This window comes from Vibrio sp. A2-1, assembly GCF_021728355.1.
Lineage (GTDB): Bacteria > Pseudomonadota > Gammaproteobacteria > Enterobacterales > Vibrionaceae > Vibrio > Vibrio splendidus_K.
In genome coordinates, this window is the sequence record NZ_JAKKCO010000010.1 from 79,730 (window position 1) to 98,719 (window position 18,990).

Sequence of the window (18,990 nt, forward strand, 5' to 3'; positions counted from 1 at the left end):
ATTCGCGCTTCGGGCCGTTTAGTTCTTGTCGTCGGTTAGCTGTTCTAAACCGATAGCACTTCTAAACCGTTAGTACTTATAAACTGATAGTACTTATAAACCAATAGCACTTCTAACAGTCGAAGCGTAATCAATAGTGATTAAAAAGGGAGAATGCCAATGCATTCTCCCTTTTTTATTGTTCATTGATCGCTAAGGTTTTAGTAAACCGTATCAACCTTAACGTCTTTCTCGACGAGCCACTTCACGGTTTCGCCGTCTTTGAGTTCAATCGCAACATCAACAGGTTTGTCACTATCGATCTCTAGCTGCCATACAAAAGCGACTTCCCACTGAGTTTCACTGTGTGTTCTTAAATCAAGATCGTCAGCTGTTACCAACAAGGTATCCGCACCCTGTTTAACCGTCACACTTTCAACCGCAAGCGTTGCTGGTAGTTGTGAGTCAGACTCTAGGTAGATAGAACCGTGCAGAGTCTTATCTTGAGCCTCTCCAATCGTAGGCATCTTGTTGTGCCACAGGTTGCTTTTCATTGTGACTGTCGCTGCAGATATTTCTACTTGGTTATCTTGCTGCCATTCTACTTGTGGTGCAGAACAACCCGCTAATGCCACGACACATGCGGCGAATGCTAATTTTTTCATTATTCTTCTACCTTTGATTTAACCAACTCTTTAAGACTTCAATGTCATTCTGGTATTCGTTATTTATTTCATCAACCCAATCTGAAATGTTCTCCCACCACGCAGGCATATCTGGAGATTGAGCTTTCTGAGCAACTTGCTGTATGCGCTTCAGGCCAATTGAACCTGCCGCACCTTTAATCTTATGCGCTTCAGAAACGATGCTGTCTTGATCTTTCGCCACCATGTTGGAATTCAATATTTCCATATATTCCGGCATCATATCTTCAAACATCACGATGCTGTCCAAAACCGGTTTCGACCCGACAATGTCCACATAAGACTCTAGCATATCAATATCAAGCAAAGAGGTATCAATCGTTGAAAGAACAGGCTTACTCGCTACTACTTTTTCAGCACCTGTTACTTTCTTAACACCTGTTACTTTCTTAACACCTGTTACTTTCTCAATACCGGTTACTTTTTCAACATTCTTTGCTGTATCAATACCCTTAGCTTTCTCAATAGTCTCTGGCGCATCCTCGATAAGATCGCTGATGACATCCTGGATTGCACGAACCGACAGTGGTTTACTGATCGCTTCGTCCATGCCTTTCTGGAAGTACTCTTGCTTGTTGTTTAATACGTTCGCGGTTAATGCCACCAAAGGCGGCAGCTTGCTGTATTTCTCGCGGTAGTATTGAGCAATATCGAAGCCTGTCATATCTGGTAACTGGATATCCAGTAATACCAAGTCATAATCTTTCGGGTTGAAAACGATTTGCGCCTCTTTACCCGTCATTACGACTGTCACTTCATGACCAAGGCTTTCAAGTAGAGAGCGAGCTACTGTGATATTAAGCTCAATATCTTCGACCATGAAGATCTTAAGATTGGACTGCTTTCTTGGCGTTTTGATCAGAGCCTGAGTATCGTGATTAACAGGCACTCGAATCGAAACCGTAAAGGTACTACCAAAGCCCTCTTCACTGGTGACTTCAATGTGACCATCCATCATATTGATCAGCTGTTGAGACACGGCAAGACCAATTCCGGTACCTACAGCGTGTAGATTATCTGTTCCCGACTTCACCTGGTAGTACATTGCGAAGATCTTCTCAATTTCACTTTCAGGAATACCAATTCCGGTGTCTTCTACTTCCATCGTGATGTTGGCAAAGTCGCCATCAACTTCAGCGCTGACTGTCATCACCACACCACCATCTTTGGTGAACTTCATGGCGTTGCTGACAAGGTTCCACAACACCTGTCTAAGACGAGTACCATCCACTTCGACCGCAGCAGGAAGATCCGATAACCTTTCAAGATCAAACCTTAACCCTTTTTGCTCTGCCATTAACGCAGAAATACTCTCGATCTCGACAACGAAATCTTCAAAGTTGAGTGGAGTTGGGAATAACTCAAGTTTACGACGATCAAATTTGTCCATATCGATAATATCGTTAAAGATATTACCCAATGTCACCGCGCTCACCTTGATGGTTTGCATCTGCTTGCGCTGCTCGGTCGTCAGTTGGCTATCCAACAACATACGACTCAAGCCGATGATGCCATTGAGCGGCGTTCTTAACTCGTGGCTAATGGTTGAGATAAAGGTGGTCTTATCACGACTGGCTTTCTCCAGTGACTCTTGGTGCTCTTTACGCTCAGTAATATCACGGCCAAAACCAACCAAGCCCAAGTGACGACCTTCTTTACTGTAGAAAGGCACCTTACGCAGTTCGAAGTAGCTCTTACGACCATCAGGGTATTCCAACCATTGGTCATAAGTCAGTGCTTGGTTGTCAGCAAATACCTTCTTATCGGTTTCAACAACTTGTTGAGCGATCTCTTTGCTATAAACATCCCAAGGCGTTAAGCCAACAAGATCTTTTTCTGTCTTGCCAGTAAGCTCTTCAACTGCACGGTTACAACCAGAGAACACACCATCTTCATTGCGATAGTAAATAAGATCAGGAGAGGCATCGATAAACGAGCGTAGCAGTGCCGTACGCTCTGCGAGTTCAAGCTGAGTTCGCTCACGCTGGAACACCTCATTTTCGAGATCGTGCATTGCTTCTGCACGCGCTTCTTCCGCTTTTTCACGCTCTTCAATTTCTTGATTAAGCTTCTCGATATTGAGTTGCAGTTTATTGTTGAGCTCTTGATCTCGCTCTCGCATGTCACCAAGCTTAGAGACTAATTTCGCCAACCTTTGACGAGACTCTTCCAGCTGATCAACGACCACTGATAGGAAATAAACCGCCCAAGGCGTGATCACTAAACCGAAGAAAACCGAACGGACAATATCGATATCATCAACATTACCTTTGAGTGCGAGGGTAATACCCACTTGCACAACAACTGCGAGGGCTACAAGCGCTAAGGCGAGTAAGATAGAAAAGCGGACAATCCCCAGTTTTACGAGTAGATCCACGTAATACTGAGCGAGATTTTTCATGGGTTTCATTTAACGCTCCATGCGATAAGACTAGCAATATTCTACCCTGTTTAAAGAGAGGAGGTAAGCTAGCTACATCACACGCAGCAAGAGAGCTACAGTTATATTGTTTAAAACAGATAAGTGGGATAAATAGAGGGGCAGCAAGAGATAAATACGCTTATCGAATTGAGGAAGGATGCACCATCGAACGGTTTCGACCGTCGGATTTAGCTTGATACAACGCACTGTCAGCCAAGGCAACCGCCGAATCCATTTCATCATCAGGTGTAGGAATGTAAGAGATAATACCAATACTCACCGTGATGAATTCAGAGACATTCGATTTCTCATGCGCCAGTTCCAATTTAAGGATCCCATCATGGATACGCTGTGCCACCAGCTGAGCACCTTCAGCCGTAGTATTCGGTAGAATAAAGCCGAACTCTTCACCACCGTAACGAGCCACACAATCCGATGAACGGTTCAGCACCTGCTTAAATGCCTGAGAGACTTGGATCAGAGCATCATCACCTTGTTGATGTCCGTAAAAATCGTTGTAACCTTTAAAGAAATCGATGTCACACAGCATAATCGTCAGTGGTAATTTCTCACGCACATGATAATGCCACAGCGTCGAAAGCTGCTCATCAAAGCGACGGCGGTTGGAAACCTGAGTCAAGCTGTCCATAAAGCTAAGACGCTCAAGCTCAAGGTTGGCTTCTTCAAGTTTCTGCTCCGCAAGGTAACGTTCTGTAATATCACGCGCCATGATCAACACACCATTAGTGCTTGATGCCAGATCTCTAAACGGTGATTTCACCACATCATACCAAGTGTATTCGCCATCACTAGAGACGACCTTATCGATATAGCGTAATGACTTACCTTGATGAAGCACTTGGTGGTCGGTGTCTGAAATACGCATATACATACTATTAGGCACCACATCTTGCAGGCGCTTACCGACCAAATCACTCACTTCCGAGATACCCAGCGCTGCCACAAATGGCTTATTACACGCTTGGTAAACCATATTTTCGTTGAAGATACCAATCGAGTCAGGGCTCGCTTCCAAGATGTTTTGGAGGATGGTGTCACGTTGGGCAAGCGCGACTTCAGTATCTTTTCGCTTTTCCATTTCGCCGCGCAGCTTTTGCTGCATGTCGTGCCAATCAGTCACATCATGGCTAATTGAGAGCGTGCCTATGGTTGATCCATCTTGCGAGAGCAAGACACTTTGGTAGGTTTCAAGCAAACAACCCTTACCGTCTTGATCCGTTGTCCACGAACGTTCACTGACTCGACCTTTTAAAGCCCCGCCAGAAACACTCAAAGTGCCCTCTTCTGAGCGACCATGCCAAAACTTTTTAAACGAGCGATTACTCGTCACCAACTCACCCTTTTGATCTTTTACATAGATCAGCTCAGATAAAGAATCCAAAGCGGTACGCGCGACATTAAGCTCACGAACTTCTTGGGACACCTCTTCATCTGTATTTTTATACGGTGATGCGTGAATCATCCACGCTTTCTTGCTTCTAAAACGGATCCTGCGACCAACCAAATTGATCTTAAAGGACTCAAATTCAGACAGCGCCCACAGGGAGACCTGCTCAAATGATCGAGAGTTGATGTGATTGGTTAAGTAATGACGAAAGCTATTCTCGCTTTCAACGGTAGGGAATCGAAAGTTAACGCCAATTTGGCGAATGCCAAGCAGCTGCATAGCTTGGCGATTGGCATATAAGATCTCTCCACTTCGAACATCAACAAAGTAGAGTGGCGATGGAGTAGCGAGTAGAAGTTTTTCAAGATGCGACTGATAACGTGAATAAAGATGCCAGCAGATGAGAGCAATCAGCAATACAACAACGATATAAATACCGTAGCCATACGCCCTGTCCCACAACCAAGTCATTACCAGTTCCATTTACTCTCAATCTATACCATAAAATCTGTGAGGGAAATGTTACCACTATTTGTTGGTTTTATCTGCTGTTACCGACAGTCACCATTTTCTATCAATTAACCGCGTTTAAAACGGGCAGTGTGTACTCGAATGCAGAGCCAGTTTTGATGCCTTGTGCGCCAGTTTTATCAAGCGAACGGCCAATCTCAGTCATCGCTAACCAACGGTTCTCACACCACAAAGGAGAGAGTAACGTCGGGCGTCGTGCCGCAGAAGATACTCGGTGATAAACCACGTTTGCTGGAGTACGTTGAATCACCTCAGTCGCGATATCAATGTACTCCTCAAGGCTTGGTGCTTCTAGCTTTCCGGCCTTCCACGCCTTAGCCATGGTACTGCCCTCTACTATATGGAGCCCATGCAGCTTAATACCGTCGGTGCCAACGGCTAATACCTTATCTAAAGTTTCAAGGTTATCCGCTTTGGTTTCTTTGGGCAGGCCAACAATAAGGTGGGTACATATCTTGATCCCCAAAGCACGAGCACGCCGAGTGATCGTTTCATACACCGCGAAATCGTGGCCACGGTTAATTCGCTTGAGGGTTTTATCATTGGCCGTTTGTAGTCCGAGCTCTAGCCAAATCTCGTAGCCTTGTTTCACGTAACCCGACAGCAGTTCCAATACAGAATCAGGCACGCAATCGGGTCTTGTACCAACGCAAAGGCCAACAATATTGGCACCCGGAGCTTTAAGGGCTTCTTCGTACATATTCTTGAGCACCTGCACTTCAGCATAAGTGCTAGTGTATGCCTGAAAGTAAGCAAGATACTTCTTAGCACGGGCAATCTCACCCGCACGGTCTTTTAATTGATCGGCAATACTTTGAATCTGAGTTTGTTCGTCGGAAAAAGACGCCACATTGCAAAAAGTGCAACCACCGCGACCGATTGTGCCGTCTCGATTTGGGCAGCTAAAACCACCATGAAGTGTCAGCTTGTGAACCTTTTCGCCATAACGACGTTGAAGGTCTTGGCCGATAGTATTAACCAACTCGTGTAATTGCATATTTTCAAAGTGCTCAAGTAAATAAAAATGAATCTCAGTCTTTTTCTGAAAAAAAATTACATCCCTGCAAAATTCGACCAATTAGTTTACGCAAGGCTTTTTGCGAGCAACCTATCAAATATCAATAAACATGCAAAAAATCGGCTCTATTTGCCTAATGTTGCACATTTGTTAGACATTAAATTCAAAATAAAACGAAAAAAATGGTCTACATGGACCAACTTTCATTGCAATTCGCCTAGACAAAATTGTAGGATACTTACACATATTGGCTATTTTTGAGTATTTACTTACACCTAAAACTTGCCAATAAGTCGGTGATACCCATATCCCACCTATATAAACCACTAGTTTGTGGCTAAAAATAAACGGATATCACTAAGGATTGTTTTTCTCGCAATACTTTTCCTGCGAGATACGGAAAGGATTCAAACCGCCAGCATAGGCAGGTTTAGACCCATAAATATAAAAGGACAAGGCTAACTTAATACAAATAAGTTGCGCCTAGATTTAACTGGAAGGATGTATCTATGGTAGATCAAGAGCAGAACTCACAGGGTCTGTATACTCCTGAATTGGAGCATGACGCTTGTGGTATCGGTTTTGTTGCGCATCTAAAGAATCGCAAATCTCATGATGTAGTAACTCAAGCACTCGATATGCTTGCACGTATGGAACACCGTGGCGGCCAAGGCTGCGATCCGTGTTCTGGTGATGGTGCAGGTATCCTGCTACAGAAGCCGCACGAATTCTTACTCGAAGAAGCCGTAAAGCTTGGAATTAAACTGCCATCTTTTGAAAAATATGGTGTTGGTGTTGTACTTTTCCCTAAAGATGAATACAAACGTGCACAGTGTCGTGACATTCTAGAACGCAATGCACAACGCCTTGAGTTAGAAGTTATCGGCTACCGTGAACTTCCAACTGACAATTCAATGATTGGTGCTGACCCATTAAGCACAGAACCTCAATTTGAACACGTATTTATTTCTGGCGGCCCTGGTATCACACCAGAAGAGCTTGAGCGTAAACTGTATGTTCTACGTAACTACACTGTTCGTGTATGCCTAGAAAGCGTTTCAAATATCGGTGATGACTTCTACATCAACTCTATGTCTTACAAGACATTGGTGTACAAAGGTCAGCTAACAACTGAACAAGTTCCTCAGTACTTCCTAGACCTGCAAAACCCAACCATGGTGACAGCTCTAGCACTGGTACACTCTCGCTTCTCTACCAATACATTCCCACGTTGGCGTCTAGCTCAGCCTTTCCGTTACATCGCGCACAATGGCGAGATCAATACGGTTCGCGGCAACCTAAACTGGATGAAAGCACGTGAAGCAATCCTAGAATCGGACCTGTTTACACAAGCTGAAATCGACATGCTGCTTCCTATCTGTCAAGAAGGTAGCTCAGACTCATCAAACTTCGATATGGCGCTTGAGCTACTTGTTCTTTCAGGTCGTACTCTGCCACATGCGTTGATGATGATGATCCCGGAAGCATGGCAAGAAAACAAAAACATGGATCCAACTCGTCGTGCGTTCTACCAGTACCACGCGAACGTAATGGAACCATGGGATGGCCCAGCGTCAGTATGTTTCACCGATGGTGTTCAAGTTGGTGCAACGCTTGACCGTAACGGTCTGCGTCCTTCTCGCTACACAGTAACTAAAGACGACTTCCTAGTGATGGCGTCTGAGTCTGGTGTTGTTGAGATCGCACCTGAAAACGTTGAATATCGTGGTCGTTTGCAACCTGGCCGTATCTTCGTTGCTGACCTTGAGCAAGGTCGCATCATTTCTGATGAAGAAGTGAAAGACGGTATCGCTAAATCGCAACCCTACGAAAAATGGGTTGAAGAGAACCTTCTGAGCTTGAAAAAGCTACCCGATGCGAGCAACGAGTTTAACCAACCTTCTCCAGAGAAACTGCTACACAAACAACAATCGTTTGGTGTGAGCTCTGAAGAAGTAAACGAAATCATTCTCCCTCTTGCAAAAACAGGCTACGAGCCACTTTCTGCAATGGGTGCTGACTGGCCGCTAGCGATTCTTTCTCATCAATCGCAGCACCTTTCAAACTACTTTAAGCAGTTGTTTGCACAAGTAACTAACCCGCCAATCGACCCGATTCGTGAGCGTATGGTTATGTCTCTGAACACTTACCTAGGTAAAGATCAGAACCTACTTGCTGAAACACCTGAACACTGTCAAAAAGTGGAACTTGAGTCTCCAGTTCTTTCTAACTCAGAGTTAGAGAAACTGCGTGCAATCGATAATGAGCACCTTCAATCGAAGACGCTGGATATCGTATTCCAAGCGAACGGAGACCAAGGTAAGTTAGAGCGCGCACTTAAGCGTATCTGCCAATATGCGGAAGATGCGGTTATTGATGGTTACTCTATCATTCTACTGACTGACCGTGCGGTTAACTCAAACCATGCCGCTATCCCAGCAATGCTGGCGGTTGGCGCGGTTCACCACCACCTAATCCGTAAAGGGCTACGTGCTAAGTGTGACATCGTGGTTGAAACGGGCGACGCTCGTGAGACACACCACTTCGCAACCTTAATTGGTTACGGTGCAAACGCAGTTAACCCATACCTAGTTATCGAAACGATTGTTGAACTGCAACGTACTAAGAAGCTAGATCCAAACGTTCATCCACGTGAGTTATTCGATAACTACCGTAAGGGTGTTAACGGCGGTCTACTGAAGATCTTTTCTAAGATGGGTATCTCTACGCTGCAGTCTTACCACGGCGCTCAAATCTTTGAAGCACTTGGTGTTAGCAAATCAGTGGTTGAAAAATACTTCACGGGTACTGTTTCTCGTATCCAAGGTCTAACGATCGACGATATCGCACGAGAAGTACTGGTTCGTCACCGTGTTGGTTACCCTGCTCGTGAAATCCCAGCTCAAGTTCTTGATGTTGGAGGTGTTTACCAGTGGAAACAACGTGGTGAGAAGCACTTATTCAACCCAGAAACCATTTCTCTACTTCAAGAATCGACGCGTAACAAAGATTACGGTCAATTCAAGAAGTACGCGAACGCAGTTGATGCTCAAGGCGACAACGCAGCAACACTACGTAGCCAACTTGATTTCATCAAGAACCCAGCAGGCTCTATTCCTCTAGCGGAAGTAGAACCTATTGAGAAAATCCTTAAGCGTTTCGCAACAGGCGCAATGAGCTTCGGTTCAATCTCGCATGAGGCTCACTCAACACTCGCTGTTGCAATGAACCGCATTGGCGCGAAGTCGAACTCAGGTGAAGGTGGTGAAGACCCAGCACGTTTCGAGCGTAAAGAAAATGGCGACTGGGAACGTTCAGCAATCAAACAGGTGGCTTCTGGTCGCTTTGGTGTAACGTCTTACTACCTATCTAACGCTGATGAGCTGCAAATCAAGATGGCTCAAGGTGCGAAACCTGGCGAAGGTGGTCAACTACCTGGTGATAAGGTTGATGACTGGATCGGCGCAACGCGTCACTCGACTCCGGGCGTAGGTCTTATCTCTCCACCGCCACACCACGATATCTACTCAATCGAAGATTTGGCTCAGCTGATCTACGATCTGAAAAACGCGAACCGTAACGGCCGTGTAAACGTGAAACTAGTATCGGAAGCTGGCGTAGGTACGATTGCATCGGGTGTAGCGAAAGCGAAAGCTGACGTGGTACTTATCGCAGGTTTTGATGGTGGTACGGGTGCATCTCCGATGTCTTCTATCCGTCACACAGGTCTGCCTTGGGAGCTGGGTCTAGCGGAAACGCACCAAACACTACTGAAAAACGGCCTACGTAACCGTATCGTTGTTCAGTCTGATGGTCAGATGAAAACACCACGTGACCTTGCAGTCGCAACCTTACTTGGCGCTGAAGAATGGGGCGTAGCAACAGCTGCTCTAGTTGTTGAAGGCTGTATCATGATGCGTAAGTGTCACAAGAATACATGTCCTGTTGGTATCGCAACACAAAACAAAACTCTTCGTGAGCGTTTCGACGGCCGCGTAGAAGACGTAGTCACTTTCTTCCAATACATGGCTGAAGGTCTACGTGAAGTAATGGCTGAACTTGGCTTCCGCTCTATTGATGAGATGGTTGGTCAATCACACAAACTTAAAGTTCGTGATGACATCGGTCACTGGAAGTACAAGAACCTAGATCTAACACCGGTACTCCACATTGAGCAGGCTCGTGCAGAAGATGGTATCTACAACCAGACAACACAGAATCATAATCTTGAAGACGTTCTAGACCGTAAGTTGATTCAGGCTGCAATCCCAGCGCTTGAGAAAGGTGAAGCGGTTACCGCTCAGTTCCCTATCATCAACACGGACCGTTCAGCAGGCACGATGCTGTCGAACGAAATCTCGAAGGTTTACAAAGACCAAGGTTTACCACAGCCAATGAACGTTAAGTTCCACGGTAGTGCAGGTCAATCTTTCGGTGCGTTCCTTGCGAAAGGCGTTAAGTTCGAAGTAGAAGGCGATGCGAACGATTACTGGGGTAAAGGTCTGTCTGGCGGTACGTTGGTACTGTACCCAGATGCAAGATCGACTATCGTTGCTGAAGATAACATCGTGGTTGGTAACGTATGTTTCTACGGTGCAACCTCTGGTGAGTCTTTCATTCGCGGTATGGCTGGCGAACGTTTCTGTGTTCGTAACTCAGGTGCGAAGGTTGTAGTTGAAGGTGTTGGTGACCACGGTTGTGAATACATGACTGGCGGCGCGGCAATTATCCTTGGTTCAACGGGTCGTAATTTTGCTGCAGGTATGAGTGGCGGTGTCGCTTATGTTTGGGATAAAGCAGGTGACTTCGAGACTAAGCTCAACGCAGAACTTGTAGACCTAGATCCAATTGAACAAGAAGATAAAGATCTTCTACTAGATATGCTAACTAAGCATGTTGAATTCACAGGAAGTGAAGTTGCTCAGTCTTTCCTAGACAACTTTGAAGCAAGTGTTGCATCGCTAGTTAAAGTAATGCCACGCGACTACAAAGCGGTTCTTCAAAAGCGTAAAGCTGAAGCACAACAGGCACAAACGGAAGAAGTGGAGGCAGTATAATGGGTAAGCCTACTGGATTTTTAGAACACGGTCGTGAGCTTCCAAAGAAGCTCGACCCGTCAGTTCGAATTGAAGACAACAAAGAGTTCGTACTTAACGAAGAGTTTGGTGAAAAGATCAATACTCAAGCATCTCGTTGTATGGACTGTGGCGTACCTTTCTGTCACAACGGCTGTCCGATTGGTAACATCATCCCAGAATTCAATGACGCTGTTTATCGCGACAGCTGGGAAGAGGCTTGGAACATTCTTAGCTCTACCAATAACTTCCCTGAGTTTACAGGTCGTGTTTGTCCTGCTCCTTGTGAAAGTGCCTGTGTTCTTGGCATCAACCAAGACCCAATCACTATCTGTAATATCGAGAAAACGATTGTAGAAACTGCGTACCGTGAAGGGTACGCAAAGCCTAAAACACCACGCTCTCGCACAGGGAAAACTGTCGCAGTTATCGGTTCAGGCCCAGCAGGCTTAGCCGCAGCTGAACAGCTAAACAGTGCAGGTCACTCGGTAACGGTATTTGAACGTGACGAGAAAGTGGGTGGTCTACTTCGCTTCGGTATCCCAGATTTCAAACTGGGCATGGACGTGATTGATCGTAAGATCAACCTAATGGCTGAAGCTGGCGTTGAATTTAAAGTTAACCAACACATCGGTGTTGATGTTAATGCTCAACAGTTACGCCAAGAGTTTGATGTGGTATTGCTAACGGGTGGTTCTACGGTTCCACGCGACTTACCAATCCCAGGTCGTGAGCTTAAAGGCGTTCATTTTGCCATGGAATTCCTTGGTCAAAATAATCGCCGTGCCAACGACTTAGATCTTAAGACAGAAGAGCTTCACGCTAAAGATAAACACATTGTGGTTATCGGTGGTGGTGATACAGGCTCTGACTGTGTAGGCACATCAAACCGTCATAAAGCAGCAAGCATTACTCAGGTTGAGATCATGCCGATCCCACCAGAGAAACGCCCTGCAAATATGCCTTGGCCTCAATACCCAATGATCATGAAAACCACCACTTCTCACGAAGAAGGTTGTGAACGTCATTGGAACATCTTAACCAAAGAGTTCATTAGCGACGATCAAGGTCAAGTAACGGGTCTACGTATCGCTGACATCGTTTGGCAAGACGCAAAACCAGGCGAACGTCCAGGTTTTGATGAAGTAGCGAACTCTGAACGTGTTATTCCATGTGACATGGCATTCCTTGCAATGGGCTTCTTACACCCAGAGCCAACAGGCGTGCTTGCTCAACTAGACATTAAACTGGACGAGCGCGGTAACGTAGCTTCTGAAGGTTTTGCGACTAACCAGAAAGGCGTTTTCGCTGCTGGTGATATGCGTACTGGCCAATCTCTGGTTGTACGTTGTATTAATGAAGGTCGTGAATGTGCAATTGCCATTGATGACTTCTTAATGGGTAACTCAAACTTAGAAGCGAAAGCAGATTCACTCATGCTTTCCGCATAATATTTCTCGGGCTAGCGTCGATGACGTTAGCCTAGAGGAAAAGCAACACCCTTCCTAACTTTTATGTTTGGCTAGCACTCGATGCTAGCCTTTTTTCTATCTGCCTTACGGCTCCTGCGACATTCCCTTCGTTGCACATGTTAAATCCCATTAACATCTACCTTTTATATCCCTTTGATATCACTCTACTATTTTAGATTATTACGTGGTTAATCGCGTTTACGCATGATAATTAACCATGAACTTGACCTTAAACACAATTAGCTATACGTTGTAAAGCTGGTGAAAATAAAACCAATCGGTTTTGTTAACACAACCAATAACGTTTTAACTAGCTAAAGACAAACTATAAGCTTATAAAAAATAACAAGTATATGAATAGTTAGTCATTTACTGTCTGGATGACAGAGAAGCAAAAGGGAGAATTGCAATGGCTCTATATGATCCTAGTCTTGAAAAAGACAACTGTGGATTTGGTTTAATAGCGCAAATGGAAGGCCAACCGAGTCATAAGTTGGTACGAACTGCTATTTCAGCCCTCGATCGCATGACACACCGTGGTGGTATTGCTGCAGATGGTAAAACAGGAGATGGCTGTGGCTTATTGCTACAGAAGCCAGACTCTTATCTCAGAATTATTGCAGAAGAGAATAACTTCAAGCTCGGCAAGCAATACGCTGTCGGCATGATTTTCTTCAGCCAAGACCCAATCAAAGCGCAATCCGCGCAAGACATCGTCAATAAAGAACTCGCTCAAGAAACGTTAACCGTTGCAGGTTGGCGTGTCGTGCCGACCAACACCGACGTATTAGGTCCAATCGCAAAAGATTCCGTTCCTAATATTCAGCAAGTGTTTATCTCAGCACCTGCGGGGTGGCGTGAACGCGATATTGAACGACGCCTTTACATCGCTCGTCGTCGAATTGAAAAGCAGATCACCGAAGACAAAGATTTCTATATTTGTAGCCTTTCGACACAAGTCATGGTTTACAAAGGTCTGTGTATGCCGGCCGATCTTCCGCGATTTTACCTCGATCTTGCTGACTTACGTATGGAATCGGCGATATGCCTGTTCCACCAGCGCTTCTCTACCAATACTCAGCCGCGTTGGCCACTGGCTCAGCCATTCCGCTATTTGGCGCACAATGGTGAGATCAATACCATCGAAGGTAACCGTCAGTGGGCTAAAGCTCGTGCCTATAAATTCTCTTCACCACTGCTGCCCGATTTACAAACGGCCGCACCCTTTGTGAATGAGACAGGCTCAGATTCATCAAGCCTAGATAACATGCTCGACCTGTTCCTTGCCGGTGGTATGGATGTATTCCGAGCGATGCGTATGCTCGTGCCGCCCGCTTGGCAAAACCACCCAGACATGGATCCCGATCTGCGTGCATTCTACGACTTCAACTCCAAGCACATGGAACCGTGGGATGGCCCTGCAGGTATCGTCCTTTCTGACGGTCGTTACGCTGCGTGTAACCTAGATAGAAACGGCTTACGCCCTGCGCGTTATGTGATTACCAAAGACAATCTGATCACGCTGGCCTCTGAAGTGGGCATCTGGAATTACGCGCCAGACGAAGTGGCAGAGAAAGGGCGTGTCGGCCCGGGTGAACTACTCGTCATAGATACGCGCCGCGGTAAACTGTGGCAATCTAACGAGATCGACAATGACCTTAAAGGTCGCCATCCCTATAAAGAGTGGATGGAAAAGAACGTTCACAAACTCACACCGTTTTCCGATCTGCCCGATGAGCAAGTCGGTAAGCGCAGCTTTGACGATGACACGCTCAAGACCTACCAAAAACAGTTTGCGATGAGCAACGAAGAGTCGGACCAAGTACTGCGTGTGCTTGGTGATATGGGACAAGAGGCCGTAGGCTCGATGGGCGATGATACGCCGATGGCTGTGCTCTCTTCGAAAGAGCGTCTCGTCACTGACTATTTCCGTCAAATGTTTGCACAGGTCACCAACCCACCGATTGACCCACTGCGTGAAAAGCATGTTATGTCTTTAGCCACCAGTATCGGCCAAGAGATGAACGTGTTCTGCGAAACCGACGGTCACGCCTATCGTGTGACATTTAATTCGCCCGTTCTGGTCTACTCTGACATGCAGCAACTTCTGCAGTTAAATCAAAAACACTATGGCCACGCGATTCTTAGCATGCACTATGATCCTGCTGATAAAGATCTCGAACAAGCCATTAATGACTTGTGTGATCGTGCGGTGCAAGAGGTCCGTGATGGTGCTGTTTTGATTGTACTTTCAGACAAGCACTTAGAGAAAGGCAAGCTGCCGGTTCCAGCAGCGATGGCTGTCGGTGCGGTGCAAACCAGACTTGCTGACAACAACCTACGTTGTGATGCTAACATCGTGGTTGAGACTGCAACCGCACGTGACCCGCACCAATTTGCAGTTCTGCTTGGCTTCGGTGCAACCGCAGTTTATCCATATCTCGCTTATGAAGCATTGGGCAAAATGTTGGACGACGGTTCATTAAATAAAGACTATCGCACTGCATTGCAAAATTACCAAAACGGCATCAACAAAGGTCTGTATAAGATCATGTCGAAGATGGGTATCTCGACGATTGCTTCTTATCGCTGCTCGCAGTTATTTGAGGCGGTCGGTTTGCATACCGATGTCGTTGACTTGTGTTTCCGAGGCGTAACGACTCGTATCCAAGGCGCTAGCTTTAGCGACTTCCAACAAGATATCTATAACCTATCTCGTAAAGCATGGACTAAACGTAAACCACTGGAACATGGTGGTTTGCTCAAATACGTACATGGCGGTGAATACCACGCCTACAACCCAGACGTAGTCAGTACCTTACAAACAGCCGTAAAGACAGGCGAAACATCAGATTATCAATCTTTTGCGAAGCAAGTGAATGCTCGTCCTGCTGCCATGCTGCGTGACTTAATGAGCCTTAAAAAAGCAGTTCAACCTCTAGCATTAGAAAAAGTCGAACCGAGCAGTGTTCTCTTTAAACGTTTCGACTCTGCAGCGATGTCGATTGGTGCCTTAAGCCCTGAAGCTCATGAAGCACTGGCCATGGCGATGAACCGATTAGGAGGCTACTCCAACTCTGGTGAAGGTGGTGAAGATCCACGACGCTTTGGTACTGATCGTAATTCTCGCATCAAGCAGATAGCTTCCGGTCGCTTTGGTGTGACGCCACATTACTTAACCAATGCGGATGTTCTGCAAATCAAAGTTGCACAAGGTGCGAAGCCGGGCGAAGGTGGCCAACTGCCAGGGCATAAAGTCACCGCAGAAATCGCCAAACTGAGATACTCAGTTCAAGGGGTAACACTGATCTCCCCTCCTCCGCACCACGATATTTATTCTATCGAGGATCTGGCGCAGCTTATTTTCGACCTTAAGCAAGTGAACCCTAAAGCATTGGTTTCAGTGAAGTTAGTATCGGAACCGGGTGTAGGCACCATTGCTACTGGTGTGGCGAAAGCCTATGCCGACCTGATTACTATTTCTGGCTACGACGGTGGTACCGCGGCAAGTCCATTGACCTCGGTAAAATACGCAGGTTGCCCTTGGGAGCTTGGCTTAGCGGAAACTCAACAAGCACTGGTGGCCAATGGCTTACGCCATAAGATCCGCTTGCAAGTCGATGGTGGTTTAAAAACCGGACTCGATGTTATCAAAGGTGCGATTCTCGGTGCTGAAAGCTTTGGCTTTGGTACTGCGCCAATGGTCGCGATGGGTTGTAAGTTCTTACGAATTTGTCACCTAAACAACTGTGCAACGGGTGTTGCGACTCAAGATGAAACACTACGCCGTGAATACTTCAAAGGCCTGCCAGACATGGTGGTGAACTACTTTACCGGCCTAGCCGACGAAGTTCGCCAGTACCTTGCAGAACTTGGCGTAGAAAAACTTACTGACCTGATTGGCCGTACTGATTTGCTTGAAGCCGTTCAAGGTCTCACGGCGAAGCAGAGTAAGTTGGATCTTTCATCGATATTGGAAGCTCCGGTATCTACTGAAGGTCATCCACTGTTTTGGACCGAGCCAAACGCACCATTTGATAAAGCGCAACTCAACCAACAGATCCTTGATGATGCCATTGATGCGATTGAGAAACGTCAATCCACCAGCCTTTACTACAACGTAATCAACACCGATCGCTCGATTGGCGCTCGTATCTCTGGCGAAATTGCCAAACGTTACGGGAACCAAGGTATGGCGGGGTCACCAATTAAGTTGTATCTCGATGGCACAGCAGGTCAATCCTTTGCGGTTTGGAACGCTGGCGGCGTTGAGCTGTATCTGACGGGTGATGCCAATGACTATGTCGGCAAAGGCATGGCGGGCGGTAAGGTGGTTATCAAACCTCACCAAGGCACTGCATTTGTTTGTAACGAAGCGACCATCATAGGTAACACTTGTTTGTATGGTGCGACCGGAGGCAAGCTATTTGCAGCAGGTACTGCAGGCGAACGATTTGGCGTGCGTAACTCAGGTACCGTTGCGGTGATTGAAGGTGCAGGTGACAATGCTTGTGAATACATGACCGGTGGTATTGTTGCCATTCTTGGCGCAACCGGAGTGAACTTCGGCGCCGGTATGACAGGTGGTTTTGCTTATGTGATGGACAAGAATGACGACTTCCAAGGCCGTGTAAACAACGAATCGGTCGAAGCACTTTCTCTGTCTGATCTATTTATCCACCAAGAACATCTACGCGGCCTGATTGCGGAGCACTTAGAAGAGACTGGCTCAGTACACGCTGAAGCTATTCTGGCGAACTTTGATGAATGGATTCCAAAGTTCTACCTAGTGAAGCCGAAGACGGCGGATCTCAACACCTTGCTCGGTCACCAAAGCCGCAGCTCTGCTGAACTTCGTGTTCAAGCGCAATAATTGGAAGGAGCCAATCATGAGCCAGAATGTATACCAATTTATTGATGTGAATCGCGTAGACCCAGCGAAGAAACCAATCAAGATACGTAAGATTGAGTTTGTAGAGATCTACGAACCTTTCACGAAGCAACAAGCTAAGGCACAGGCCGACCGCTGTTTAGACTGTGGTAACCCCTACTGTGAATGGAAGTGCCCAGTCCATAACTACATCCCTCAATGGCTCAAACTTGCCAATGAGGGACGCATTATCGAAGCGGCTGAACTGTCCCACCAAACCAACAGCTTGCCTGAGGTTTGCGGCCGAGTTTGTCCTCAAGATCGTCTATGTGAAGGCTCTTGTACCCTCAACGACGATTTCGGCGCAGTAACCATCGGCAACATTGAAAAATACATCAATGACAAAGCGTTTGAGATGGGCTGGAAACCAGACATGTCTCACGTTGAATGGACCGACAAAAAGGTCGCGATCATTGGCGCTGGCCCCGCAGGTCTTGCTGCAGCTGATATCTTAGTTCGAAACGGTGTGAAGGCCGTGGTATTTGACCGCTACCCGGAGATCGGTGGCCTACTAACGTTTGGTATCCCATCGTTCAAACTCGAGAAAGGCATCATGGAAAACCGTCGCCGTATCTTTAGTGGGATGGGCGTTGAATTTAAGATGAATACCGAAGTCGGTAAAGATGTTCAACTACAACAACTTGTCGATGACTATGATGCTGTTTTCTTAGGGGTCGGTACTTATAAAAACATGCGCGCTGGGTTAGACAACGAAGAAGCACCGGGCGTTTATGATGCTCTACCCTTCCTTGTTTCCAATACCTACAAGGTCATGGAGCTGGATAACCCAGCACCATTCATCGACATGAAGGGCAAAAAAGTGGTTGTGCTTGGTGGCGGTGATACCGCGATGGACTGTGTGCGAACGTCTATTCGCCAGCATGCAGCTAACGTTGTTTGTGCTTATCGCCGAGATGAAGCCAACATGCCAGGCTCTCGTCGCGAGGTGAAGAATGCGAAAGAAGAAGGCGTGAAGTTCATGTTCAACCTTCAGCCATTAGCTCTGGAAACCGATTCATCTGGCCATGTGACTGGCGTAAAAGTGGTGAAAACGGCGCTAGGTGAACCCGATGACGCAGGTCGTCGTCGCCCAGAACCCGTAGAAGGCAGTGAGCATGTTCTTGAAGCAGACGCAGTTATCATGGCATTTGGTTTCCAACCTCATGCGATGGAATGGCTAGAACCATTTGGTGTAGAGCTCGACCAATGGGGTCGCATCAAGGCTCCCGGTAAACAAGAATTTCAATACCAAACCACCAACAGTAAGATCTTTGCAGGTGGTGATGCGGTTCGAGGATCTGACTTAGTCGTGACCGCTATCGACGAAGGCCGTAAAGCAGCGGAAGGAATATTGGATTACCTAGAAGTGTGACGAATCTAAGGTTTCCTTTATTACTCAGTTCGTTACTATAAAAAAAGGATCCAGTTATGGATCCTTTTTTGAATTAGAT

General features: G+C 46.4%; 8 protein-coding genes. 4 read left to right on the top strand and 4 right to left on the bottom strand.

Annotation, left to right across the window (positions count from 1 at the left end):
• Positions 1-200 precede the first annotated feature (200 nt).
• From L3V33_RS21015 to L3V33_RS21030, 4 genes are all read right to left on the bottom strand, one after another.
• Positions 201-644: a hypothetical protein gene (locus L3V33_RS21015; protein ID WP_004734990.1), complete on the bottom strand. Its 444-nt coding sequence runs from the start codon at positions 642-644 to the stop codon at positions 201-203.
• Positions 645-651: 7 nt separating this feature from the next.
• Positions 652-3,093: an aerobic respiration two-component sensor histidine kinase ArcB gene (arcB, locus tag L3V33_RS21020; protein WP_237291141.1), complete on the bottom strand. Its 2,442-nt coding sequence runs from the start codon at positions 3,091-3,093 to the stop codon at positions 652-654.
• A gap of 151 nt (positions 3,094-3,244) precedes the next feature.
• Positions 3,245-4,996 (bottom strand): diguanylate cyclase, encoded by a 1,752-nt coding sequence (locus tag L3V33_RS21025; protein WP_017077703.1) that lies wholly within the window; start codon positions 4,994-4,996, stop codon positions 3,245-3,247.
• 91 nt (positions 4,997-5,087) lie between these two features.
• Positions 5,088-6,041 (bottom strand): TIGR01212 family radical SAM protein, encoded by a 954-nt coding sequence (locus tag L3V33_RS21030; RefSeq protein WP_017087516.1) that lies wholly within the window; start codon positions 6,039-6,041, stop codon positions 5,088-5,090.
• Between the two features lie 530 nt (positions 6,042-6,571).
• Between L3V33_RS21030 and gltB (L3V33_RS21035) the strand changes: the two genes are divergently transcribed.
• The 4 genes from gltB (L3V33_RS21035) (at position 6,572) to L3V33_RS21050 (ending at position 18,911) form a co-directional block, all read left to right on the top strand.
• Positions 6,572-11,119 carry a glutamate synthase large subunit gene (gene gltB, locus L3V33_RS21035; RefSeq protein WP_004734986.1) on the top strand — a complete coding sequence of 1,516 codons (4,548 nt, stop codon included), beginning with the start codon at positions 6,572-6,574 and terminating at the stop codon, positions 11,117-11,119.
• On the top strand, positions 11,119-12,588 hold the full coding sequence (locus L3V33_RS21040) for a glutamate synthase subunit beta (RefSeq protein ID WP_004734985.1): 1,470 nt from the start codon (positions 11,119-11,121) through the stop codon (positions 12,586-12,588). The genes gltB (L3V33_RS21035) and L3V33_RS21040 overlap by 1 nt, the downstream gene beginning before the upstream one ends.
• Before the next feature lie 430 nt (positions 12,589-13,018).
• Complete coding sequence (gltB, locus tag L3V33_RS21045; RefSeq protein ID WP_237291142.1) at positions 13,019-17,482, top strand: glutamate synthase large subunit; 4,464 nt, start codon at positions 13,019-13,021, stop codon at positions 17,480-17,482.
• A gap of 16 nt (positions 17,483-17,498) precedes the next feature.
• On the top strand, positions 17,499-18,911 hold the full coding sequence (locus L3V33_RS21050; RefSeq protein ID WP_171314933.1) for an FAD-dependent oxidoreductase: 1,413 nt from the start codon (positions 17,499-17,501) through the stop codon (positions 18,909-18,911).
• Positions 18,912-18,990 lie beyond the last annotated feature (79 nt).

Excerpts from the sequence above, each read along its gene's own strand:
- L3V33_RS21015 (WP_004734990.1), bottom strand. The coding sequence starts at position 644 with ATGAAAAAATTAGCATTCGCCGCATGTGTCGTGGCATTAGCGGGTTGT.
- arcB (WP_237291141.1), bottom strand. The coding sequence starts at position 3,093 with ATGAAACCCATGAAAAATCTCGCTCAGTATTACGTGGATCTACTCGTA.
- L3V33_RS21025 (WP_017077703.1), bottom strand. The coding sequence starts at position 4,996 with ATGGAACTGGTAATGACTTGGTTGTGGGACAGGGCGTATGGCTACGGT.
- L3V33_RS21030 (WP_017087516.1), bottom strand. The coding sequence starts at position 6,041 with ATGCAATTACACGAGTTGGTTAATACTATCGGCCAAGACCTTCAACGT.
- gltB (WP_004734986.1), top strand. The coding sequence starts at position 6,572 with ATGGTAGATCAAGAGCAGAACTCACAGGGTCTGTATACTCCTGAATTG.
- L3V33_RS21040 (WP_004734985.1), top strand. The coding sequence starts at position 11,119 with ATGGGTAAGCCTACTGGATTTTTAGAACACGGTCGTGAGCTTCCAAAG.
- gltB (WP_237291142.1), top strand. The coding sequence starts at position 13,019 with ATGGCTCTATATGATCCTAGTCTTGAAAAAGACAACTGTGGATTTGGT.
- L3V33_RS21050 (WP_171314933.1), top strand. The coding sequence starts at position 17,499 with ATGAGCCAGAATGTATACCAATTTATTGATGTGAATCGCGTAGACCCA.